Below are 22,885 nucleotides of genomic sequence, written 5' to 3'. Positions count from 1 at the left end.
ATCAGGCCGGCACGCCCGCGCCGATGCGGTACTTCGCGGCGCGGTGCGTGTCCTGCACCCGGTCGCCCTTGCCCTGGAGCTTGTGACGCAGGGTGCCCGGCGTGTACTCCTCGGGGTAGAGGCCGCGCTCGCGCAGCACGGGGATGACGTGCTCGATCACGTCGGCCCACGTGCCGGGGGTGACCGCGTAGGCGAGGTTGAACCCATCGATGTCGGTCTCGTCGACCCACGACTGCAGCTCGTCGGCGATCTCCTCGCCCGAGCCGACGATCGTGGGGCCGAGGCCGCCGATCGCGTTGTGGCGGCCGAAGTCTCCGACCGTCCACTCGCGCCCGAGGTCGGCCTCTTCCTTCAGGTGCTGCAGCACCGACTGGATCGCATTGGACTCGACGTTTCCGACCGGCTCGTCCTCGGCGTACTGCGACAGGTCGACGCCCATCCAGCCCGACATGAACGTCAGGGCTCCCTCGGGGCTCGCGTACGAGAGGTACTCGGCGTGCTTCGCGCTCGCCTCCTCGCTCGTCGCCGCCGTGATGACGGTGAGCAGCGTGTAGATCTTGGCGTCGTAGCGGTCTCGGCCGGCGGCCTCGAGGGCATCGCGGATGCGCTTCACCGTGCCGGCCAGCACCTCCTTCGAGGGTGCCGCCACGAAGATCGCCTCGGCGTTCTCGGCCGCGAAGCGCACGCCGCGCGGGCTCGCGCCCGCCTGATAGATCACGGGGGTGCGCTGCGGCGACGGCTCGGAGATGTGGATGCCGGGCACGCTGAAGTGCTTGCCCTCGTGCTTGATCGGGTGCACCTTCGTGTGGTCGGTGAAGATGCCGCGCTCGCGGTCCTCGACGACCGCGTCGTCCTCCCACGACCCCTCCCACAGCTTGTACAGCACCTCGACGTACTCGTCGGCGTGGTCGTAGCGGTCGTCGTGGGCGAGCTGATCCTCCTGGCCCATGTTGCGCGCGGCGCTGGGCAGGTAGCCGGTCACGACGTTCCAGCCGATGCGGCCCTGGGTGAGGTGGTCGAGCGTGCTGAGGCGGCGGGCGAAGGGGTAGGGATGCTCGAATGCGGTGCCGGCCGTGATGCCGAACCCGAGGTGCTCGGTGACGGCGGCCATGGCGCTCACCAGCAGGATCGGGTCGTTCACCGGAACCTGTGCGCCGTTGCGGATCGCGGCCTCGTTCGTGCCGCCGTACACGTCGTAGGTGCCGAGCACGTCGGCGATGAAGATGCCGTCGAAGGTGGCGCTCTCGAGCAGCTTCGCGAGGTCGGTCCAGTACGAGATCGTGTTGTACTGCCGCGAGCGGTCGTCAGGGTGACGCCACAGGCCGGACGACTGGTGGGCGACGCAGTTCATGTCGAACGCGTTGAAGCGGATCTGACGGGTCATGCACACCATGAAAGAGGATGCCGGGGGCGGCGGCCAGCCTCGACGACACGGTCGGAAACAATCCGGATGCCGGTGACGTCTGCAGGTCGAGAAAACAGTTGCAGGTGCGTTTCGCCGAACCCCACCTGCATCCGTCATCTCGACCTGCAAGTGGCGGGCGGATGCGGGCTCGGATCGGGCGGGAGTGTCATCCGACCGCCCTCGGCAGCAGCACGTTGCCGATGATGCCGACCGGCCATGCCCAGCAGGTCCGTCGATCAGGATGGCGCGTCGGGCGTCTCCCGGTCATCAAGCAGGAGCTGCAGCATGCTGAGGTCGAGCCAGCGGCCGAACTTGGCCCCCACCTGCGGCATCCGTCCCACCTCGGCGAAGCCGAGCCGTTCGTGCAGGATGATCGACGCCGTGTTGCCGCTCTCGATCCCGCCGATCATCACATGGATGCCGGCGGCGCGAGCGCGATCGATGAGCGCCGCCATGAGCGTGGTGCCGATGCCGCGGCCGCGCTGATCGCCGCGGACGTAGACGGAGTGCTCGACCGTGAGACGGTAACCGCTGTGCGGCCGCCACTGCGCGTACGAGGCGTAGCCGAGCACGCCGGTCTCGTCGACGGCGACGATGACGGGATACCCCCGACCGGTGCGATCGGCGAGCCAGGCGGCGCGGTCGTCGACGTCGACGGCATCCTCGTTCCAGATCGCGGTCGTGTGCACCACGGCGTGGTTGTGGATCTCGGTGATGGTCGGGAGATCGCCGGCTTCGGCGTTCCGAATACGCACGGATGTCATGGGGAGTGCTCCTCGGTCTCGCTCGCCGGGCGCGGCCGCCGCGCGGGTGCCGGGGCCAGCGCATCGCGCACGACGATCGCCCGGCGCATGTCGGCCATGATCGGATCGAAGAAGCGCTCGCGGTAGCGCGCCTCACTGACGGCCGAGAACACGAACGGCAGGGTCGCGATCAGGGCGAGCAGGGATGCCGCTTTCAACAGGTTCACCGTGATCGGCAGTTCCGCGCCCGCGACGATCAGCGGCTCCACGCTGAGCCGCTGCGCCTCGCTGCCCGGGCCGAGCCAGATCTCCACGACGCCGACCGGGATCGCGATGCCCCCGATCACGATCAGCAGCGCAGCGAGAAGAAGCGCGAAGAAGAGCGCCTGCACGAGCTGGGCCACCGTCATCGCCAGCAGGATGTTCCACCGCTGCGCAGCGCCCAGGCGGCGGTGCGTCGTCGTTGCCGACCCGAGGTGCTCGGCCGGAGTGTCGACGAGGAGCGCTCGCCGCTGCACCTCGCTCGGGGCCTGCGCGTCGTCGTCGATCTCGGAGGCGCTGACGCGCAGCACGACGATCCCGGCCAGCACGGCGACGACCAGCCCCACCAGCGCGATCGACCCCCAGTGCAGAGCGGATGCCATCTGCCAGACCTCCGCCGAGAAGAAGGCGAACACCACCAGCATGAGGATGACCGGGAGCGCGATCGAGGCCATGTGCCCGATCGCCGACGCGTTGCGCACGGCGAGCCGCGAGGCCCACGAGATCAGCGCGCCGCCGCCCATGCCCGTCACCAGTACGCACAGCGAGACGACCAGGACGGCCGCGACCACCGGCCCGACGGTCGCCCTCGGGTCGCTCTCGTATCCGTCGCTGACGATGCCCCCGGCGCACAGCAGGATGAGCGCGATCGCGACGATCGTGCCGATCCCGACCGACAGCCGTCTGAGGATCAGGCGCACGAGCAGGTAACCGGCCCACGAGATGGCCACGGCGGCGGCCAGCACGAGCACGACGAGGAGGACGAGCGCGGTGGCTTCCCCGCCGGTCGAGTCGTCGGCGACCTCGACCGCCACCTCGATCCCGTCGCCGAGCGGATAGACCACGATCGCGACCCAGACGACCAGCGGCGCGACCCGTCGCGGCAGATCGGTGAACCAGCGCCGCAGGGGCACGAAGGTCGGCAGGCCCTGCTCGCGGAACCAGCGATCGGCGTCGCGCTTCGCGCTCCGGACCTTGGGCGGGGTGGACATGTCGGCAAGCGGGTCAGGCGTGCACGTCGGCGGGCGATTCCTCGCCCTCGTGGAAGCTCGGCGTCTTGCCCAGCATCCGTCCGATGCCGAGCACGATCCCGACGACGATCAGGCCGATCGCCAGGCCCGCGATCGCCGAGATGATCGTGTCGACGATCCAGACCACGACCGCACCGGCGGGCTCGAGCGCGTGCTCGACGGCGTGCAGGACGTCGACGGGGAAGTGCCAGCCGACCTCACCGAGATTGACCAGCACGAGGTGGCCGCCCACCCACAGCATCGCCACGGTGCCCAGGATGCTGATGAAGCGGAACACCGCGGGCATCGACCGCACGATCCGCGTGCCGGTGTGGCGCACGCGCTGCACCGGGTTCTTCGCCATCCGGAGCCCGATGTCGTCGATCTTCACCAGCAGGGCGACGGCGCCGTACACCACGAGGGTCATGAGCAGCGCGATCACGGCGAGGATCGCCAGCGTCGTCCAGATGTCGAGCCCCTTCTCGAGGTTCGCCAGGGAGATCAGCATGATCTCGGTCGAGAGGATGAGGTCGGTGCGCACCGCCCCGAGGACGAGCTTGCGCTCATCGCGCGCACCCTCGTCGGCGTGGCCGTGGTGCACGCCGAACCATTCGAGCACCTTCTCGGCGCCCTCGAAGCAGAGGTAGGTCCCCCCGAGGATCAGCAGGTACGGCAGCACCCACGGTGCGAAGGCGGTGAGCAACAGCGCCACCGGGATGATGATGACGAACTTGTTCGCGAGCGAGCCGAGCGCGATCTTGCCGACCACGGGCAGCTCACGGGCGGGCGTGATGCCCTGCACGTACTGCGGCGTGACCGCGGCGTCGTCGATGACCACGCCCGCGGCCTTGGCCGACGCCTTCATCGCGGCGCTCAGGATGTCGTCGACGACGGCGAGAAGTCCAACGGACATGTGCGGTCTCCCTGTGGGTGTGAGGTGCGGAGCAACTCTATCGATCCGGCGAAACTCACAGCGCGCTCCCAGGCCCGCGGGACCAAATCCGGCCCCGCATCCGTTCTCCTCTCTGACGGCGCAGCCAGCGACGTCGGACAAGGAGTCAGATCATGTCGAACGACTACGGCAAGACCCCCGAGGCGGTCAGCGCGCTCACGAACCTGCAGTACGAGGTGACCCAGCAGGATGCCACCGAGCCGCCCTTCCGCAACGCCTACTGGAACAACCATGACGCCGGCATCTACGTCGACGTCGTCTCGGGCGAGCCGCTGTTCTCGTCCACCGACAAGTACGACAGCGGAACCGGATGGCCGAGCTTCACCAAGCCCATCGAGCAGGATGCCGTCACCACGCGCACCGACCGGACGCTGTGGATGACGCGCACCGAGGCGCGCTCCGCCGGCGCCGACAGCCACCTGGGGCACGTCTTCGACGACGGCCCCCGGGACGCCGGCGGTCTGCGCTACTGCATGAACTCCGCGGCCCTCCGGTTCATCCCGGTCGACCGACTGGAGGAGGAGGGCTACGGTCGATACAGCCGCCTCTTCGACACCACCGCCACCCGAACCTCTGAGGAGCAGTCATGACCGACACCGGCACCATCACCCGTACCCCCGGCACCGAGACCGCCGTCCTCGCGGGCGGCTGCTTCTGGGGCATGGAAGACCTCATCCGCCGCCAGCCCGGCGTGCTCGACACACGGGTCGGCTACACCGGCGGTCAGAACGACCACGCCACGTACCGCCACCACCCGGGTCATGCCGAGGCGGTCGAGATCGTCTTCGACCCGACGACGACGACGTATCGCGACATCCTCGCGTTCTTCTTCCAGATCCACGACCCGTCGACCCTGAACCGGCAGGGCAATGACGTCGGCTCGAGCTACCGGTCGGCGATCTTCCCCCTCAGCCCCGAGCAGGAGCGCGTCGCCCGCGACACGATCGCCGACGTCGACGCCTCCGGGCTGTGGCCGGGCAAGGCCGTCACGACGATCGAGCCCGAGGGTCGGTTCTGGGAGGCCGAGCCCGAGCACCAGGACTACCTGATCCGCTACCCCAACGGCTATACGTGCCACTTCCCCCGCGCGGGGTGGGTGCTGCCGAAGCGCGACGCCGCCGCGGTCTGACGGCCCGGGCGGGCGGCGGCATCCGTCCCGCCTCGAAGGAGAAACACGCCGGTGATCGCTCGTGCGCACCGGCGTGTTTCTCCTCTCAGGGGCGGCCGGCGGCGAGGAACCCCAGCGCCGCCTCCTTGAAGTCCCGCGAGCCGGGGGCGTTGAAGTGGTTCCGGTTCGGGATCTCGACGAAGCGTCCGTCCGGCGCGGCGGCCGCCAGCGCGCGGGAACCCTCGATGATGGCATCCTTCGATCCGGTCGCGAAGAGAATCGGCCGGGTCGGAGCATCCGCCGGGTCGGGATCGATCGTTCCCGACGCTCGCATCCCCTCCGCCAGCGCCACGAGCGCGCGCAGGTCGTTGCCGGGCACCCGTTCGGTCAGCGCGACGTAGTTCTGCGTCGTCGGATCGGCGACCGGCGTGCCGTCGCCGATGTACGCGCGCACCTGTTCGAGGTCGAGCCGGGCGAGCGGGATGCCGTCGGGCACGCCGCCGAGCACGGCGCGCCCGATGCGGTGGGGCAGGTCGCGGACGACCTCCCAGCCGACGCGCGCGCCGAGCGAATAGCCGACGTACGACGCGTCGTCGACGAGATAGGCGTCCATCACAGCCTCGACGTCGGTCACGAGCGTGCGGATGCCGTAGGCATCGGCCTGATGCGGCTTCTCACTGAGCCCGTGGCCCCGCTGATCGAGGGCGAGCACCCGGTAGCCGGCGCGGGTGAGCTCGCGCACCCACCCTGTGAGCACCCAATTGTCGCGGGCGTTCGAGGCGAATCCGTGCACGGCGACGACCACCGGAGAATCGAGCTCGCCCCAGGTGTAGGTCGCGAGCCGCGTGCCGTCGGCCGCGTACACCTGCTGCGGTTCGGGCATGGAGTTCAGGTCTGCGAGAGGAACGGCCACGGCATCCATTCTGGACCTGTTGCGTCACACGCCGCGAAGGAGAGCTCGCGCTGTGAAGGAGCCTTCGCCCGATTCGGAAGGAGAATCGAGAGGCGATCGCGAAGGAGCTGGACGATCGCGATCTGCCGAGTCTCGATGAACTGGGCCGCTTGCAGCTTCGTGCCACGTTCAGCTGGTGGAAGCTGCATCGCGAACGACGTATCCTTCTGCGAAGGCTCGAGCGGTGAGCGCCTCGAGCCGGCTACCGCGGTCTTCTTCGCGCGGCGGACGCAGCGGCCTCGACCAAGGAGTCGGGGTGGGTCAGCAGCACTCGGGACGACGGGTCATCGACGAATCGCGTGATCAGGTCCTGCGCCACGTCGACGCTTCGCTGCCAGTAGCCGCCGAGGTGATGGCAGCTCAGCGGGGCCTCGAAGTCGTCGTGGCCGGTCACCACGACGGTGCCGTCCTTCGGCGAGATCTGCGGATCGTCGTTCATGAGAAGGGCCAGAGCCGATAGAGTCACGCCCGAGACCGCCGCAGGAAAGCGGAATCTCGTGGTCGGGAACGAGAGCCGGATGCCGGTGACCTCCGGCCAAGGGAACACCGCCTCGACCTCGCCGTCGTTCCGGTAGCGCGCCTCTTCGGGCGTGAGCACGAGGTGCCGGCGCCCGGGATCGCCAACCACCAGTTTGCCGCGGACCGAGTGCAGCGGGCCGAACCTCATCATGGTTCCTCTCGAGGCGTGGACGGGGGATGGGCGGAGGACTCTGCGTCGGGAGGACCAATCTCCCCGGATCCTCCTCCCGACACGGAGAACTCCTCCCCACGAGACGAGGAGCGGATGCTGCAGCCGCAGCATCCGCCCCTCTCCCGCTCAGACGGGGATCACACCCGGTCGCGCAGGGCGGCGCCGAGCTCGGCGTCGACGTTCGTCCAGTACTGGAAGAAGCGCTCGCGGATCTCGTCGATCGTGATGCCGCGGCCCTGACCGGTGAGGGTCTCGAGGAAGCGGACGCGCTGCGCTCCGTCGAACACGTCGCGGTAGAGCGTGCCCGCCTGGCCGAAGTCGTCGTCGTCGGCGTGCAGGGTCGCGGCGGCGCGGATGAGCTCTCCGTCGGACTCCCAGCTCGCCTCGACGCCGGCCAGCGGGTCGGCGGCGGGACCGCCGGCAGCGCCGTACGAGTTCGGCGTGTAGACGCGGTGCTCGGCCGGGTTGAAGGTGTACTGCATCTGGCCCTCGTGCATGTAGTTGCGCACCTCGGCCGCGTGCGGCTGGTTGACCGGCAGCTGGTTGTAGTTCGCGCCGATGCGGTAGCGCTGCGCGTCGGAGTATGCGAACACGCGCGCCATGAGCATCTTGTCGGGCGAGATGCCGGTGCCGGGCACCTGGTTGCCGGGCGAGAACGCGGCCTGCTCGATCTCGGCGAAGAAGTTCTGCGGGTTGCGGTTCAACGTGAAGGTGCCCACCTTGATGCGCGGGTAGTCCTTCTTCGACCAGGTCTTGGTGAGGTCGAACGGGTTGAAGCGGTACGTCTTGCCCTCGTCGTAGGGCATGACCTGCACATACACGTCCCACGACGGGTGCTCACCGCGGTTGATGGCGTCGAACAGGTCGCGACGGTAGTGGTCGGCATCCGATCCGGCCAGCTTCTCGGCCTCGTCGGCGTGCATCGCCTCGACGCCCTGGTTCGACAGGAAGTGGTACTGCACCCAGAAGCGCTCGCCCGCGGCGTTGACCCACTGGTAGGTGTGCGAGCCGTAGCCGTTCATGTGGCGCCAGCTGCGCGGCAGGCCGCGGTCGCCCATGAGGTAGGTGACCTGGTGGGCGGTCTCGGGCGAGAGCGTCCAGAAGTCCCACTGCATGTCGGCATCCCGCAGTCCCGAGTCGCCGAGGCGCTTCTGCGAGTGGATGAAGTCGGGGAACTTCATCGCATCGCGCAGGAAGAAGGTGGGGGTGTTGTTGCCGACGATGTCGAGGTTGCCCTCGGTCGTGTAGAAGCGCAGCGCGAAGCCGCGCACGTCGCGCCAGGTGTCGGGCGAGCCCTGCTCGCCCGCGACCGACGAGAAGCGCAGCAGCGTCTCGCTGGTGGCGCCCGGCTGGAAGACCGCGGCGCGGGTGTAGGCCGACACGTCCTCCGTGACGACGAACTCGCCGAACGCGCCGCCGCCCTTGGCGTGCGGGTTGCGCTCCGGCACGCGCTCGCGGTTGAAGGAGGCGAGCTTCTCGACGAGGTAGCGGTCGTGCAGGACCGTGGGCCCGTCGGCACCGACGGTCAGCGAGTGCGCGTCGCTGGCGACCGGCGTGCCGGTCTGGGTGGTCGTGGCGGGCTTCCCGGTCTGGGGAGGGTTCGTCATGTTCATCTCCTTCTGCGCGCGGGCGCGACGAACGACCCTGTCCGCAGGACAGGATGCGTGCGCCTATGCCTACGCGGCGTGCTGGCAACTGGGGCAGAGGCCCCAGAAGGTGACCTCGGCGGTCTGGACGGTGAAGCCGCCCGCCGAGGACGGGGTGAGGCACGGCGCCTCGCCGACGACGCAGTCCACGTCGCCGACGGCACCGCAGGCGGTGCAGACGACGTGGTGGTGGTTGTCGCCGATGCGCCGCTCGTACAGGGCCGCGGAGCCTGCCGGTTCGATCCGGCGGATGAGCCCCGCCGTCGTCAGGTCCGCGAGGATGTTGTGCACCGACTGGATCGACGTCGTCGGCAGCACATCGGACACGGCGCGGTAGAGCCGCTCCGCATCCGAATGGGCCATGGAGTGCAGCGCCTCGAGCACGGCGACGCGGCCCGCGGTCGCGCGCAGCCCGGCGTCGTGCAACACCGAGTCGAGGTCCGTCTCCATGCCTTCGACCCTACACGTAGTTTTGAATGATTCAAAAGAAGGATGCCGGTATGCCGGGGTTCCGGGTGTTGCGTGTCCCGATTCGCTCACCCGGTCCCGATCCGCTCACCTATCCGTGCGAAAAGTGAGCGAATCGGGACCGCGGGAGCAGATCGGGACCGCACCCCGGCATCCGGCATCCGGCACCCCGGCATCCGGCACCCCGGCATCCGGCACCCCGGCACCCCGGCATCCGGCACCCCGGCATCCGGCATCCGGCACCGGACCCGCCGCGCGTTCAGGACTCGGAGGGCGCGAGCGGCAGCTCGAGCCCGTAGTTCCAGGAGAGGATCGCCGGCTGCTCGCGGTAGAAGCTGAGCACCGACACCGATCCGGCGTTCAGGCTGATCTGCGCGCCGAAGCGCGGGGCGAGCCGCAGGTACACCGCGGTGAGGATGCGCAGGAAGTGCCCGTGGGCGACGAGGGCGACATCTCCCTCGGCGAGCACGGGGACGACGCGGGTGAGCACGCGCGACGCTCGTGCGGCGACCTCTTCGACCGTCTCGCCCGGAGTGCGGCCGCGGATGACGCCGTGGGTGAAGGCGCTCCAGTTGTAGCCGAGCTCCTCGCGGATGTCTTTGGTCGTGCGTCCTTCGTAGCCGCCGTAGTCCCACTCGACGAGCAGAGGATCGACCTCCGGATGCAGCCCCGCGAGCTCTGCGGTGCGACGCGCTCGTTGCAGCGGCGAGGAGAGCACGAGAGAGAAGTCGTAGTCGGCGACCAGCCTGCCTGCGCCGCGGGCGAGGGCCTCGCCGCGGGGGGTGAGCGGCACGTCGGTCAGACCCGTGTGCCGGCCGGCTTTCGACCACTCGGTCTCACCGTGCCGGAGAAGCACCAGCTTTCCGGTCGGGTTGTCGGGCGCCGGACGGTCGGGCAGAGGATCGTTCATGGACACACCGCCACCGTAGTCCCGCCCCCTCGCCCCCCCGCGTCGCCCCCGCCCCTCGCCCCCGCCCGTCGCCCCGCCCGCCCGTCCGTGCGTCCCCCCGCCCCCCCCCCGCGCTCGCGGGTCAAAGGAGGAACACGCCGGTGGGATCGCGTCGCCCCCGGCGTGTTCCTCCCTTGAGCGGGCGAGATCCGCCCGCCCGCCCGTCCGTCCGTCCCTCCCCCCGCGCTCGCGGGTCAAAGGAGGAACACGCCGGTGGGATCGCGTCGCTCCCGGCGTGTTCCTCCCTTGAGCGGGCGAGGCCCGCGAGACCTCAGCCCGGGGGCGAGACCTCAGCCCGGGGCGAGACCCCGGCCCGCGAGACCCCGGCCCGCGAGCCCGCCGCCCGCGAGACCTCAGCCCGCCGCGCTGTCCGCGCCCGGCGTGCCGGTGCCCGACCGGCGGCGACGCGCGATGACGATGAGCGTCACGATCGCCGCGACGACGAGCACCGCGAGGATGACGATGATCGCGATGAGCGCCCCGTCCCCGCTGCCGCCATCGGTGTCGGTCGTCGCCGTCGGGGTTGGCTCGACCGAGGGGGCGGGCGCCGACACGGTCACGGTCGTCGTGCCGAGCACCGTCTCGCCGTCGCTGACGGCCACGGTGAAGGTGCCGGCCTCGGTGGCGGTGAACTCGGCGGTCGCGGTGCCGCCCTCGACATTCACACGGACCGAGCTCGATGGCTGTCCGCCCGCCGCCGACAGCTCACCGCCGGGGGTGTCGTCGAGACCGAACGTCACGGTCGACAGCTCGCCGAGCCCCTTCGCCGTGACGGTCGCCGTCTCGCCGGCGTCGACGTCGGCCGGCGACGCGCTCACCTCGGCGACCGACCCGCCCGACCCGCCGCCGCCCGTGACCGTGACGGTCGTGGTGCCCAGAGGCGTCTCGCCGTTGGTGACCGCGACCGTGAAGGTGCCGGCCTCGGTGGCCGAGAACTCCGCCGAGGCGCGGCCGCCCGAGACGGTCACCTCGACGGATGCCGCGGGCGCCCCGCCGTCGGCCGACAGCTCGCCGCCGGGGGTGGCGTCGAGCCCGAACGTCGCCGTGGTCAGATCGCCGAGCCCGGTGGCCGTGATGGTCGACTTCTCGCCGACCTGGATGCTGGCCGGGCTGGCGCTCACCTCGGCGGTGGTCTGCGCGAGAGCGGCGGTCGTGCCGCCGAGCGCGAGCGCGGTGCCGGCGAGGGCGGCGAAGAGGGTGCGGAGGGGTCTTCTCATGGGGTGCTCCAGGTAAGGGACATGGGGTGTGGATGTGATGGCGGGCGCGGCCGGCCTCAGCCGGCGAGCTTCTCGTCGAGCCAGTCGAACATGCGCTGCGCGGTCAGGGCGCGGGCCATCGGCTGGCAGTGACCGTCGGCGCCTTCGGCCGCGGTGAACGCGATCACGGTCGACACCGACGAGGTCAGGTCGGCGAGCTGCTGCGCCTGCCCGGGCCAGAACTGTTCGTTCTCGGGCGAGAGGATGAGCAGCGGGGTCGTGATCTGTCCCGCGACGTCGGCCATCGTGTAGGTGCGCACCGCCTGGATCGTCTCGCCGTACCCGGTGGTGCCGTAGGGGCGGGCGCGGAACGCCCAGGTGCGCGCGGTCTCGGGCGAGAACTTCAACCCGAACGCCATCTCCTTGTCGAACTTCGCCATGTCGCCGGCGTCGAGCAGCTTGATCAGGCTGGGGGGCAGGTGGCTGGTCCACGACGTCGACACGTCGACCACACCGGGATCGGTGATGGCGGCGGCGAAGCGGTGCTCGAACGCGAGGGCTCGGGCGACCCAGTAGCCGCCCTGACTGATGCCGTAGACGGCGACCTTGTCGGGGTCGACGCCGTCGAGCGTGAGCACATGGTCGAGCACGGGGGTGAGCACGTGCTCCCAGTCGGGACGGAACGGGATGTTCTTCTCGAAGAGCTGGCTCTGCTGTCCGGGACCGTCGAACGCGAGCACGTTGTACCCGCGGGCGAGCGCTGCCTGGATGCACGATGCCCAGAGCCCGGCGAGGGCGCCGTCGCTGCCGTTGACCGCGATGAGCGTGGGCGCGGTGGCCCCGCTCGCCCCGCGGAACCAGTACCCCGGGAGGGCGTCGTCTTCGTAGGGGATGCGGATCGCGGTGACGTCGGCGCTGGTGTGGGCGATGAAGCCGTCCCACGCCTTCCGCTGCTCGGCGAAGGTGGGCTGCAGCCGCGTCGTGTCGTCGAGCGAGCTCAGGGCGTTGACGGCGACGCCGTAGTATGCCGAGGCGCGCAGGTAGGCGTCGGCGGCGCTGACCCGGTGGCCGCGACCGGCGGCGGTGTCGGCGATCTGCGCGGTGCGGTCGGCCAGGGCCTTCCACGCGTCGAACCAGCCCTCATGATCGTTCTTGCGAACCTGCTCGGTGGCGGCGAGGATCTCGCCCGGATCGCCCGCGCCGGCGCTCGCGTGGCCGAGCGCGGTGCGGATCTCGAAGTCGTAGTCCTGATTGACCGAGAACGGCTTGATCTCGGATTTCTCGTGCGCGTTCATGGGATCTCTTCTCTCTTCTTCGTTTCCGGCGGATGCCGTTCTCAGGCGGATGCCGTCGTTCCGGCGGATGCCGTCGACGGATGCGCGGCCGCGGCCGCGGCCTGCGTGTACTTGTAGGCGAGGACGATCGCGACGACCGGGATGCCCCAGTTGACCAGGGCGCTGATGACCGGCGCGGTGTCGCCGGCCGCCATGAGGGCGCCGGCCGCCAGGTGAGCCGCTCCCATGGCTGCCACCGCGCCGCCCCAGGCGGCGCTGATGCGACGGTTCGTGGCGACGAAGGTCGGCGAGGTCCAGTACTCGCGGGGAACGCTCTGCTTCGCGTAGGAGGCGGTGAAGGGCGCGAACGCCGCGGTGACGAGGATCACGCCGGCGAGCACCAGGGTCGCGATGCCGTGGGAGTACGCGGCGAGGGCGGGGTAAGCGTCGGGCGTCGCGGCGAAACCCACGACGGCGAACACGGCGAGGATCACCGTGCCGGCGAGCGGCACGATCTTGAGGCCGCCGCGGAGGTCGGTGAGCGTGACGATCAGCGCGAGCGCAGCGGAGATCAGCGCGGCCCAGCCGGGCACGATCAGATGCGACAGGAAGCCGAACACCAGGAACGGGATGAGGGCGAGGACGATCTTGACGGGGTTCACAGCGGTTCTCTCTTGCGGCGCCCGCGGGGGCGGATGGATGCCGGGCCGAATGCTCCGGCGATGCATCCAGTCTCGAACCGATGGGGCGCGCGCCGACTGGATCGAATGTGCAGTCCTGCCGGGGCACGACGACCAGGTGCCGCCTGGTCGTTTCGTCCAGGTGGGTGTCGCCGGTGCCCGGCCGACGGCTCAGCTGCGGGCGAGCCTGGTGAGAGCATGCCGGGTGGAGACCCCCGTCTTCGCATAGATGTTGCCGAGGTGGAAACCGACCGTGCTGCGCGTGACGAACAGTTCGGCGGCGATCTGCGCATAGCTGAATCCGGCGATGAGCAGGGTGGCGACCTCGCGCTCGCGGTCGCTCAGTGCGGCGAACACATCCGCGCCGGCGGCGGCATCCGTCGATCGCCCGCCGGCCGACATCCGCTCGACGTACCGGGTCGCACCGATGCGCGCGTAGAGGTCGCGCGCGCGCCCGGAGGCATCGCCGGCGGTCGCGTCGTCGCCCGCCCGGCTCGCGACGCGGGCGAGGTCGGCGTGCAGGTGCGCGCGATACAGGGGCAGCTCGTCGTCCGCCCGGTCCGCGGCGTCGCGCAGCTGCCGGAGGGCCGTGGCGTCGTCGCCGTCGCGCTCGGCGGCGAGTCCGACCAGCCACGGCCGCGCCCATCCCGCCCACTCGGGAACGATCATGTCTCGCTCGATCGCGATCAGGTGGTCCTCCACCTGGTCGCCTTCCCCGGCCCAGATGCGGGCGAGAGCGACGTGCAGATGCCAGATCGCCCCCGACGGATGCGACGCCGAGGCGACGTCGGCGCCGAACAGGGTGCGCACGTAGTCGAGGTATCCGGAGCGCGCAGCCTCGTCGTCGCCGGCGTGCCGTCGCGCGACCTGCGCCATCATCAGCATCGCGATGGCCTCGGTCCACGGAAGATCCCGCAGCACCGTCTCGGACTCCTCCAGCAGACGGTCGGCGCGCTCCAGGTCGCCGCGCACGAGCGGGACCAGCGGCAGCGCCGCCTGCACGAGCGGGGGCAGGCGGTCGAGAGCGAGAGCCGTCGCCGCGTCGAACTCGATGCCGGCCCGGTCGATCTCGCCGTCCTGCCACAGCGCGAAGCCGTAGAGCACATGGTCCACTCCACCGGTTCCGCCCACGCGTCCGGACCGCACCCGCGACACCACCTCGGCCAGGTCGCGCCGCGCCTCCCGTGCGAAGCCGCACAGCGAGTAGATGGCACCGCGCCAGCCCAGCCGGCTCGTGTCCTCCATCGGGGTGTCCTGCACGGTGAGCGGTACGGCGGCGAGGTCGTCGGAGAGGTGATCGAAGTCGTCCTGGCGTCCGGCCACCTGCCCCGCGGTGCGGATGTAGAACGACGCCGTCGCGACATCCTGTGCCGCCGTCGCCGGGAGATGTCGGATGATCGCGGCGACCCGGTCGGTCGGAGCGCCCGAGACGAGCATCGTCCACGCCGTCAGCACGAGGATGCGGGTGCGGGTGAGCTCGTCGGCTGCGGAGAGATCGGCGTCGCTGACGCCCTCCAGGAGGTGGCGGGCGTCGGCGATCCTGCTCTCGGTGAGGAACAGCATCGCCATCACCACGGTGCGCCGCGGGATGTCGCCCGCCCACGCGATCTCGCTCAGCCGGTCGCGCACCGATCGCACGTCACGCGCGAGGACGGTCGCGAGCTGACTGTCGAGCCAGCGCCGCTCGCGTTCGGCGACGTCTTCACTCAGCTGCGACGCCCACTGCAGCAGCTGCGCCTCCCGTCGGTGGTCGGTGGACGCGCGTGCCGCCAGAGCGGCGTCTTCGAGGCGCCGTGCCAGGGCCTCATCGCGCCGACGGGCGCCGGCGACCTCGTGCTCGAGCCGCCGCATGGGCGAGTTGAGCACCGCCGCGGCGCGCAGATGACCCCGGCGCCTCTCGTCGGCCGGGATGGACTGATGGATGGCCGCGCGAACCAGGGCGTGCACGATGCGCACGTCGGTCAGCGCGCCACCGGACCGGGCGACGAGCAGTCCGCTGCTCAGCAGGATCTCGACGGCCGTCGCCGCGTCGTCGATCTCGGCGATCGCTGCGGCATCCAGCCGGTCGACCCACGACGGGCCGACGATCGCGATGGCGCGCAGCAGCGCGGCGGCGTCGGCATCGAAGGCCGAGAGGCGCGCGTCGAGGTCGCGGGCCACCTCGACGGGCGCCGGGAGCTCGTCCGCGTCGCGGAGGTCCTCCCAGGAGTACTGGCCGAGCAGCGAGCGCAGGTACATCGGATTGCCGTCCGTGTGGCGCCACAGGCGCTCGACGGTGCGGGCGTCGGCCGTCGGCGACGACGAGCCCACGATCTGAGCGGCTTCCGCGAGGGCGATGCCGTCGAGGCGCACCACCGCCACACCGTCGAGCCGGTCGCGCAGACCGCGCCAGGGCAGGTGCTCCGAACCGGTCAGCGGCCGACTGGCGACCGCGACGAGCAGCCGGTCGCCTGCGGTGCGCTCCAGCACGAGCCGCAGGGCGTCCATCGACTCCTCGTCGGCCCAGTGCGCGTCGTCGACGGCGATGAGGAGCGCGTCGTCACGGCTCTTCTCGTCGATCACGCGGCGAAGTGCCTGCGCGGCGACCGCCGGGCTCAGCAGGGTTCCGTCGTCCGCGGCGGTGCGGGTGACACCGAGCTGCTGGAGCACGCCGAAGGGCGGGCGGTAGGCCGCGGGGTCGCCGTATGCTTCGAGCACCCGGAAGCCGTCGGCGGCGGCCCGAAGTCGACGCAGGTGCGCGCTCTTGCCCATGCCGGAGTCGCCGTCGATGCACACCACGCGTGGACGCCCGGCCCGCGCGTCGGTGATCGCCTCGGCGAACGCCCGAGAGCGCTCCGGCCGCAGTTCCCACATCTGAGCCACCCCTCTACGACCGTCAGACTAGCGATGTCGGACGACCCGCGTCGAGGTGCGCGGCGACGGGAGCGGGAGGCTCAGTCGTCGCCGTCGATCACCGCGTCCTCGGCGGCCTGCTCCGCCTCGGCGCCCTCCTCCGGCGACTCCGCGCCGGATCCGGTCGCGCTCGCCTCGTCTTCGGCCTCGGACGGGTTCTTCGGATCGCTCATCGTCGTCTCCTCTGCTCGGACTGATGACGGTACGCCCGCAACCCGATCGCGGTGAGGGGCTTGACGTGCGGCCCGCCTTCGGTCGCGACGGGGCTCAGGCCCCGGAATCCGCCCCCGACGCCCACAGCGCCCGGCCCCACGGCTGGGACGGGTCGTGTATCGCCACGGCCAGCGTCGTGTCGGATTGGCCGTAGTACGCGAACCATTTGCCGTGGAACTTCACGAGCCCCTCGACGAACGTCACGTTCGAGACGAGGCCGTTGAGGTCTTCGAACGTCTGCGGGCGCAACCACGGCTCCTGCATCCGTGCGATGACGGTCGTGGGCTCATCCGGATCGATCGCGATCTGTCCGCAGCGGTAGTCGACGTCGACCGAGCCGTCGTCGTTGATCGTGCGGGTGGCTCCGTTCGTCAGCATCATCAGCAGCCCGTTGTCGGTGACGACCGGCGAGGTGCCGATCTCCACGAGCGCCTCGTCCCAGGTGCCGGCGGTGGGGGAGTACATCGGCTCGGTGTCGGGCGTGCCCGGCGTCCAGTGGATGAGGTCGTCGCTCGTCGCCCAGTAGATGCCGCCCTCGCCGAAGTACATCCACCACTTGCCGTGCATCTGCTGCGGCACGATGACCCCGGCCTTCGACCAGTTGAACCCGCGTGGATCCATGGTCTTGAAGGTGTCGAAGTCGTCGAACAGGGGGCCGTGCTTCGTCCAGGTGCGGAGGTCCGTCGAGGTCGCGAGGCACAGCTGTGCGCTCCGGCGGTCCCACCCCGTGTAGGTGAGGTAGTAGGTGCCGTCGATGAGGGCGATGCGCGGGTCTTCGCAGCCGTACCGCTCGTAGTCCTCCGACGGTGAGAGGATCGGCGCGTCCTCGCGCGTGAAGGTCACGCCGTCGCTCGATCGCGCGATACCGATGTGCGACACGATGTCGTCGGCGTGCGCCCGGTACAGCAGCACGACCTCGTCGCCGTCGACGAGCGCCGCCGGATTGTACAGGTTGCCCGATTCCCAGCTGTCGCCGCGGGGCCGCAGGATCGGGTTGCCCTCGTAGGGCGTGAACGGGCCGAGGGGGAAGGAGGCTCCGGTGAACATGGGGGTCCTTTCTGACGGATGCCGGTCGTCAGCCCTTCACGGCGGCACCGAGGTCGGTGGCCTTGAAGAAGCGCTGGAAGACGATGAACAGGATGACGACGGGGAACGCCAGGGCGGTGGCTCCGGCGAGGATCGCGCCGTTCGGATTGGCCGTGGACTGCGCCACGTTGGAGATGTAGTTCGCGAGCGAGACGGCCAGCGGCTGCAGCGACGCGTCCTTCGTGATGAGGAACGGCCAGAGGAACTCGTTCCACGGCCCGATGAACGTGACGAGCACGACGGTCACGAGCACCGGCTTGATCAGCGGGATCGCGACCGACACCAGGGTGCGGATCTCGCCGGCCCCGTCGATGCGCGCCGCCTCGAAGATCTCGGCGGGCAGTGCTCGGAAGAACTGCACGAAGATGAACACCGCCGTCGTGTTGATGAGGAACGGCAGGATCATGCCCAGATACGAGTCGCCGAGGCCGTAGTTGCGGGTGATCTGCACGTAGAGCGGGATCATCAGCAGTTGGAACGGCACCATCTGCACGAGCAGCATGAGCACCCAGATCACTCCGCGGCCGCGGAAGTCGAGGCGCGCGATCGCGTACCCCGCCAGCAGCCCGAACACCACCGTGCCGAGCAGCACGCCCGCGGTGAAGACGAGCGAGTTCAGCAACGAGCCCATCAGGTCGATGCGCGAGTCGATCGCGACGAAGTTGTCGACGGTCCACCCGCTCGTCGGGAACAGCTCGTCGGGGGAGTTCGTCGGGCTCTCCTGGAACGCGCCGACCAGCATGAAGTAGAACGGGAAGGCGAATCCGATCGCCGCGATCGTGAGCAGGACGATGCTCAGGATGCGGATGGGTGAACGTCTGCGTCGCATCATCGCTCCCGGGTCACGCGGTTGGCCGCCAGCGACAGCATCCCGACGAGGATCACCAGGATCATGCCGATGGCCGCGGCGGTGTCGGGGTTCTGCTGCTGGATGCCCAGTTGGTAGATGAGCAGCACCGGGGTCGACGACGCGCCGTCGGGTCCGCCGCCGTTGGTGAGCAGGTACGGTTCGGTGAAGAGGTTGGCGCCGGTGATGATCGACAGGATCAGCACGAGCGTGGTGGCGCTGCGCACGCCGGGGACGGTGACGTTCCAGAAGCGCGAGAGGGCGCCCGCCCCGTCGGTCTCGGCCGACTCGTAGAGCTCCTTCGGCACGTTCTGCAGCGCCGCGAGGTACAGCAGGATGTAGAAGCCGAGCTGCTTCCATGTGACGTAGAGCGCGATCATCGGCATCGCCAGCCCGCTGTTCACCAGCCACGAGGGGTCGGGGGCGAGCGGTCCGAGGATGGAGTTGATGAGACCGTTGCCCGAGAACAGCAGCATCCACACGCCGACGAGCGAGACGCTCGCCGTCAGGTACGGCACGTAGAACGCGACCCGGTAGGCCGACACCCAGCGGATGCCGGTGTTCAAGGCTGCCGCGAGCACGAGGGCCAGCACCGCCGTGAGCGGAACGTTGATGACGAGGAAGATCAGGGTGTTGCGGAACGATCCCAGCACCCGCGGATCGGTCAGCACGGTCACGAAGTTCTCGAAGCCCACGAAGGGGCGCTCGACCTCTGCGCCCGGCGCGGTGAAGAAGTAGTCGTGGAAGGCGATGTAGACCGCGAAGCCCAGGGGGAACGCGAAGATCGCGAGCACGAAGACGAGGTACGGCAGCGCGAAGAGGCCGCCGACCGGTTGCGCACCCAGCCATCGGGTGCGCAACCGCCGGTTGTCGCTCATCGGAGGGTCCGGGTCACTCGGCGACGAGCTCGTCGATCTTCGTGGACGCCGCCTTCAGATAGTCATCGATCGACTCCTTCCCGAAGATCACCGCGGCCGAGTACTCGTCGCGGAAGGCCTGCCAGGCCTCCACCGAGTTCGGGATGCTGGGCACGTCGGCCGTCTTCTCGGCCTGTTCGGCGAACGCCACGTAGTTCGGGTTCGCCTCGAAGTAGTCGGCGTACGTGCCGGTGAGGTCGGTGCGCATCGGCATCTGCCCCGTGGCCTCGAGGAACTGGCCGTCGCTCTCCTCGCTGGTGGAGAACTTCAGGAACTCCCAGGCGGTGGCCTGGTTCTCGCACGCGGTGAACATCGACACGCTCTTCGAGTCGGCGAAGGTCATCGGCGTCTCGCGCCCGTCGCTGGTCGGCACGGGCATGAAGCCGACGTCGACGGTCTCGGCGTACGACGGGATGGCCCACGGGCCCGCGAGCTGCATGGCCGTCGTGCCCGCCGACATCGCGTCGTCGGTGGCGGCCTCGTTCGGCGAGAGCTTCTCGTCGTAGAAGGTCTTCCAGAACTCCGACACCGTGCGCCCGGCATCCGAATCGATCGTCGCCTTGCCGTCTTCGACGAGCATCGTGCCGTCGGTCTCGGCCAGGTACAGCGGATAGAAGTCGAACCACGGCTGGTAGAACTCGCTCGTGGGTGCCGGCCAGATCGCACTCTGCACACCGGAGTCGACGATCTTGCGGGCGCCTTCGAGGAAGGCGTCGTAGGTGTTCATCTGCGGGTTCTCCGGATCGATGCCCGCGGCCTGGAACAGCGTCTTGTTGTACATCACCATGACGGGGTTCGACTTCCACGGCAGCTGGTAGAAGCTGCCGTCGGTCGCGTAGGCGTCGACCTCGCCGCCGCGGTCGGTGATGTAGTCGCTGCCGCCCTCCATGGTGCTGAGGTCGACCAGGCCGCCCTGCTTGACCCAGCCGGACACGGCCGCGGGCGCCACGTTGTAGACGAGGCACGGGGCGGTGCCGGCGGTGATCGCGGCGGTGATCGCCTCTTCCGACGACGAGCCGGCGGGGATCTCCTGAGCCGTGACCTTCTCGTCGGGGTGCTCGGCGTTCCAGGCCTCGACGACGGCCTTGCCCCACTCGACCTCCTGCTCGTTGTTCGAGAGCCAGACCTTGATCGGGCCGGTGCCTTCGCCGCCGGCATCGCCCCCACCCCCGCCCGACGAGCATCCGGCGACGACGAGCGCGGTCGCTCCGACGACTCCGATCAGCGCTGCTGCACGGATCTTCTTCATGGTGTCCTCCTTGACGCGATGGGTGATGCTTTTCGTGTGCGTGGATCTTCGGATGCCGCTCAGGCCGGTGCGGGTGCCTCCGTGCTCTGGCGGAAGTGCACGACGTTGCAGTCGACGACCTCGGTGCGGGGTTCGGCCCCCAGGATGTCGTTCTGCAGCAGTCGGGCGGCGACACGGCCGCGGGCCGCGGGGTCGGACGAGACGCTGGTCAGCGCGGGGGAGAGGTGCGCCGACAGGTGGTCGTCGTCGAAACCCGAGATGGCGAGGTCGCGAGGGATCGACAGACCCTGCGAGCGGGCGTACGAGAGCCCGGCGATGGCCATCGTGTCGTTCGAGTAGACGATCGCGGTGGGCGGCTCCGGCAGCGCCAGCAGCTCCTCGGTGAGATCGCGTCCGCTCGCGGCGGTGAAGTCGCCCTCGCGCAGGAGGTCGGTGCCGCCGATCGCCGAGATGTACGCGTCGGCGCGGGCACGGGAGTGGACGTACTCGAGGGGCCCGGAGATGTGCGCGATGCGTCGGTGGCCCGCGTGGCGGAGGTGGTCGATCAGCTCGCGCACGGGAGCCGCGTCGTCGGTGCGCACGCACGAGAACGTCGTGGGCTGCTCGTAGGCTCCGACGAGCACGGTGGGCAGACCGAGTTCCTCGAGCAGGGCGATCCGCCAGTCGTCGCTGCGCAGGTCGAGCAGCAGGGCTCCGTCGGCGCGACCGCGGGTGAGCGAGCGGTAGGCCCGCTCCTCGGCGTCGCGCCCGTGCACCACCTGCAGGATGAGGGCCGTCTCGGTCTCAGCGAGGACCGATTCGACTCCGGCGATGAACGCGGGGAAGAACGAGTCGTCGGCGATGACCTCGGGGTCGCGGGCGAGCACGACGGCCACAGCGTTGGCGCGGCTGGTCGCGAGGGCGCGGGCGCTCTGGCTGGGCGCCCAGTTCAGCTTCGCGGCGGCGGCGAGCACCTTCGCGCGGGTCTCGGGAGACGTCGGGCGGTTGCCGCTGAGGGCATGCGAGACCGTGGCCTTGGTGACGCCGGCCTCTCGGGCGACATCGGCGATCGTCGTGCGACTCATGCCACCTCCTTGTGGTCTGCGGCGCGGGAATGTGAACCGGTTTGACCGAGTGTAAACCGGTTTGCATTGGGCGTCAAGGGTGCGTGCAGCATCCGTTCCCCGCCCGATCTGCGTTCGCTGTCCCGATCTGCTCATCCATCCCGCGAATCGGTGAGCAGATCGGGACGACGCCCGCAGATCGGGACCGACGGATGCCGGGACAGACGGATGCCGGGACCGACGGATGCCGGGACGGACGGATGCCGGGACGGACGGATGCCGGGACCGACGGATGCCGGGACAGGGGTCAGGCGGCGTCCCACCACTCCAGCACCCGGGTGCCGAGCAGGGTCAGCCAGCGCGACGGCTCGCCCGCGGGAGCGTCGACCGTGACCCAGGTGCGCCCGGGCAGCCGCTCGCCCTGCAGCCAGGTGCCGTCGGGGCGGCGGGCGGCGCGCACCACCTCGACGGCGTCGGCCAGGCGCGGATCGGGACGAGTGCCCTCCGCGAGGGAGGCGTCGCGGAAGTGATCGAGGGCGGTCAGGGCGCTGTACTGATGGCGGGGAGGGTAGGTGAAGTGCGTCACGAAGTCTGCCACGGGCTCGCCGGTCGACTCGCGGAACATCAGCCGTCGGCGCAGCAGATACTCCTCGCCGCCGTGGCGCGCATCGCGAACCGAGGCATCGCCGGTCAGCTGCTCGTAGGCCAGCAGTCCGCGCAGGGCGTTGAGGGTGGAGTGGAACGACGATCGTGTCGAGTCGCCCTCCTCCGCCTCGCAGTTCCATCCGCCGTCCGCGAGTCGGTGATCGATGAACCACTGCGCCAGGTCGCTCATGTCGACGCCGAGCCAGGCACCGGTCGCGAGGGTGAACGCGTTGATGCACACGTCGACCTCGCCGCCCCAGTAGGGCAGGTCGTCGTACTCCCAGCGGCTGTTGCGTGCCAGCTTCTCGGCCGTGCCGGACAGGGCCGCGGCATCCAGTCCGGCGTCTCGGAGGTCTTTCAGCGCCCAGGTCGTCGCGACCCACGGCTGTCCGGGCGCCTCGGCTTCGGCGCTGCCGAAGTAGCCGGCGGGGAAGTACGCGCCGCCCGCCCACTGCCCGTCGTCGTCCTGCGCCGCGAGGATCGCCGCGCCGATGCCCTCGGTCGCGACACGAGCCCTCGTCGCCTGCCACACCTCGGGTGGCGCGCCGAGCAGATCGCGTTCGACCTGCCACTGCAGCGAAGGGTCGGAGTCGAGAAGCCAGTCGCGCAGCACTGTTGTGATCGCCATGACGGCACGCTACCCCTGCCGAACCGCGGC

General features: G+C 70.0%; 22 protein-coding genes. 2 read left to right on the top strand and 20 right to left on the bottom strand.

Annotation, left to right across the window (positions count from 1 at the left end; translation table 11 throughout):
- Position 1: 1 nt before the first annotated feature.
- The 4 genes from AB3M90_RS10450 to AB3M90_RS10435 all read right to left on the bottom strand — a co-directional run bounded on the left by AB3M90_RS10450 (position 2) and on the right by AB3M90_RS10435 (position 4,332).
- A complete protein-coding gene (locus AB3M90_RS10450; protein WP_412951887.1) occupies positions 2 to 1,384 on the bottom strand; it encodes an LLM class flavin-dependent oxidoreductase in 1,383 nt (460 codons plus the stop codon).
- 257 nt (positions 1,385 to 1,641) lie between these two features.
- Positions 1,642 to 2,169 (bottom strand): GNAT family N-acetyltransferase, encoded by a 528-nt coding sequence (locus AB3M90_RS10445; RefSeq protein WP_412951886.1) that lies wholly within the window; start codon positions 2,167 to 2,169, stop codon positions 1,642 to 1,644.
- Complete coding sequence (locus tag AB3M90_RS10440; RefSeq protein ID WP_412951885.1) at positions 2,166 to 3,401, bottom strand: hypothetical protein; 1,236 nt, start codon at positions 3,399 to 3,401, stop codon at positions 2,166 to 2,168. Before AB3M90_RS10440 ends, AB3M90_RS10445 begins: the two co-directional genes overlap by 4 nt.
- 13 nt (positions 3,402 to 3,414) lie before the next feature.
- Positions 3,415 to 4,332, bottom strand: coding sequence for a DUF808 domain-containing protein (locus AB3M90_RS10435; protein WP_412951884.1), 918 nt, complete (start codon positions 4,330 to 4,332; stop codon positions 3,415 to 3,417).
- Positions 4,333 to 4,484: 152 nt separating this feature from the next.
- Between AB3M90_RS10435 and msrB the strand changes: the two genes are divergently transcribed.
- A complete protein-coding gene (gene msrB / locus AB3M90_RS10430) occupies positions 4,485 to 4,961 on the top strand; it encodes a peptide-methionine (R)-S-oxide reductase MsrB (protein ID WP_412951883.1) in 477 nt (158 codons plus the stop codon).
- Entirely contained in the window at positions 4,958 to 5,500 is a 543-nt protein-coding gene (gene msrA, locus AB3M90_RS10425; protein WP_412951882.1) for a peptide-methionine (S)-S-oxide reductase MsrA, read from the top strand. The genes msrB and msrA overlap by 4 nt, the downstream gene beginning before the upstream one ends.
- Positions 5,501 to 5,585: 85 nt before the next feature.
- Here msrA and AB3M90_RS10420 read toward each other — a convergent pair whose 3' ends face one another.
- The 16 genes from AB3M90_RS10420 to AB3M90_RS10345 all read right to left on the bottom strand — a co-directional run bounded on the left by AB3M90_RS10420 (position 5,586) and on the right by AB3M90_RS10345 (position 22,855).
- Positions 5,586 to 6,401, bottom strand: coding sequence for an alpha/beta fold hydrolase (locus AB3M90_RS10420; protein WP_412951881.1), 816 nt, complete (start codon positions 6,399 to 6,401; stop codon positions 5,586 to 5,588).
- A 232-nt stretch (positions 6,402 to 6,633) separates the two neighbouring features.
- The gene (locus AB3M90_RS10415; protein ID WP_412951880.1) at positions 6,634 to 7,101 is read right to left on the bottom strand and encodes a hypothetical protein; all 468 of its coding nucleotides are present in this window, start codon (positions 7,099 to 7,101) and stop codon (positions 6,634 to 6,636) included.
- A gap of 158 nt (positions 7,102 to 7,259) precedes the next feature.
- Positions 7,260 to 8,729 carry a catalase gene (locus AB3M90_RS10410; protein ID WP_412951879.1) on the bottom strand — a complete coding sequence of 490 codons (1,470 nt, stop codon included), beginning with the start codon at positions 8,727 to 8,729 and terminating at the stop codon, positions 7,260 to 7,262.
- A gap of 69 nt (positions 8,730 to 8,798) precedes the next feature.
- A complete protein-coding gene (locus AB3M90_RS10405; RefSeq protein ID WP_412951878.1) occupies positions 8,799 to 9,218 on the bottom strand; it encodes a Fur family transcriptional regulator in 420 nt (139 codons plus the stop codon).
- Positions 9,219 to 9,495: 277 nt separating this feature from the next.
- Positions 9,496 to 10,146, bottom strand: a complete 651-nt coding sequence (locus AB3M90_RS10400) for a histidine phosphatase family protein (protein WP_412952700.1) — start codon at positions 10,144 to 10,146, stop codon at positions 9,496 to 9,498.
- Between the two features lie 392 nt (positions 10,147 to 10,538).
- The gene (locus AB3M90_RS10395) at positions 10,539 to 11,402 is read right to left on the bottom strand and encodes a hypothetical protein (RefSeq protein ID WP_412951877.1); all 864 of its coding nucleotides are present in this window, start codon (positions 11,400 to 11,402) and stop codon (positions 10,539 to 10,541) included.
- A gap of 56 nt (positions 11,403 to 11,458) precedes the next feature.
- Positions 11,459 to 12,676 carry an alpha/beta hydrolase family protein gene (locus AB3M90_RS10390; protein WP_412951876.1) on the bottom strand — a complete coding sequence of 406 codons (1,218 nt, stop codon included), beginning with the start codon at positions 12,674 to 12,676 and terminating at the stop codon, positions 11,459 to 11,461.
- A 41-nt stretch (positions 12,677 to 12,717) separates the two neighbouring features.
- Positions 12,718 to 13,317, bottom strand: a complete 600-nt coding sequence (locus AB3M90_RS10385) for a hypothetical protein (RefSeq protein WP_412951875.1) — start codon at positions 13,315 to 13,317, stop codon at positions 12,718 to 12,720.
- Between the two features lie 189 nt (positions 13,318 to 13,506).
- Positions 13,507 to 16,188 carry an AAA family ATPase gene (locus tag AB3M90_RS10380; RefSeq protein WP_412952698.1) on the bottom strand — a complete coding sequence of 894 codons (2,682 nt, stop codon included), beginning with the start codon at positions 16,186 to 16,188 and terminating at the stop codon, positions 13,507 to 13,509.
- A gap of 80 nt (positions 16,189 to 16,268) precedes the next feature.
- The gene (locus AB3M90_RS10375; protein ID WP_412951874.1) at positions 16,269 to 16,400 is read right to left on the bottom strand and encodes a hypothetical protein; all 132 of its coding nucleotides are present in this window, start codon (positions 16,398 to 16,400) and stop codon (positions 16,269 to 16,271) included.
- 94 nt (positions 16,401 to 16,494) lie between these two features.
- Positions 16,495 to 17,487, bottom strand: coding sequence for a glycoside hydrolase family 130 protein (locus AB3M90_RS10370; protein WP_412951873.1), 993 nt, complete (start codon positions 17,485 to 17,487; stop codon positions 16,495 to 16,497).
- 28 nt (positions 17,488 to 17,515) lie between these two features.
- A complete protein-coding gene (locus tag AB3M90_RS10365) occupies positions 17,516 to 18,358 on the bottom strand; it encodes a carbohydrate ABC transporter permease (protein ID WP_412951872.1) in 843 nt (280 codons plus the stop codon).
- Positions 18,355 to 19,251, bottom strand: a complete 897-nt coding sequence (locus AB3M90_RS10360; protein WP_412951871.1) for a carbohydrate ABC transporter permease — start codon at positions 19,249 to 19,251, stop codon at positions 18,355 to 18,357. Before AB3M90_RS10360 ends, AB3M90_RS10365 begins: the two co-directional genes overlap by 4 nt.
- A gap of 13 nt (positions 19,252 to 19,264) precedes the next feature.
- Positions 19,265 to 20,539 (bottom strand): extracellular solute-binding protein, encoded by a 1,275-nt coding sequence (locus AB3M90_RS10355; protein WP_412951870.1) that lies wholly within the window; start codon positions 20,537 to 20,539, stop codon positions 19,265 to 19,267.
- A 59-nt stretch (positions 20,540 to 20,598) separates the two neighbouring features.
- Positions 20,599 to 21,603 carry a LacI family DNA-binding transcriptional regulator gene (locus AB3M90_RS10350; RefSeq protein WP_412951869.1) on the bottom strand — a complete coding sequence of 335 codons (1,005 nt, stop codon included), beginning with the start codon at positions 21,601 to 21,603 and terminating at the stop codon, positions 20,599 to 20,601.
- Between the two features lie 286 nt (positions 21,604 to 21,889).
- On the bottom strand, positions 21,890 to 22,855 hold the full coding sequence (locus AB3M90_RS10345; protein ID WP_412951868.1) for a squalene cyclase: 966 nt from the start codon (positions 22,853 to 22,855) through the stop codon (positions 21,890 to 21,892).
- Positions 22,856 to 22,885: the final 30 nt, after the last annotated feature.

This window comes from Microbacterium martis (assembly GCF_047246685.1).
GTDB lineage: Bacteria > Actinomycetota > Actinomycetes > Actinomycetales > Microbacteriaceae > Microbacterium.
Note: the sequence above shows the minus strand (reverse complement) of the source record. Positions and strands in the feature narration are given on the sequence as shown.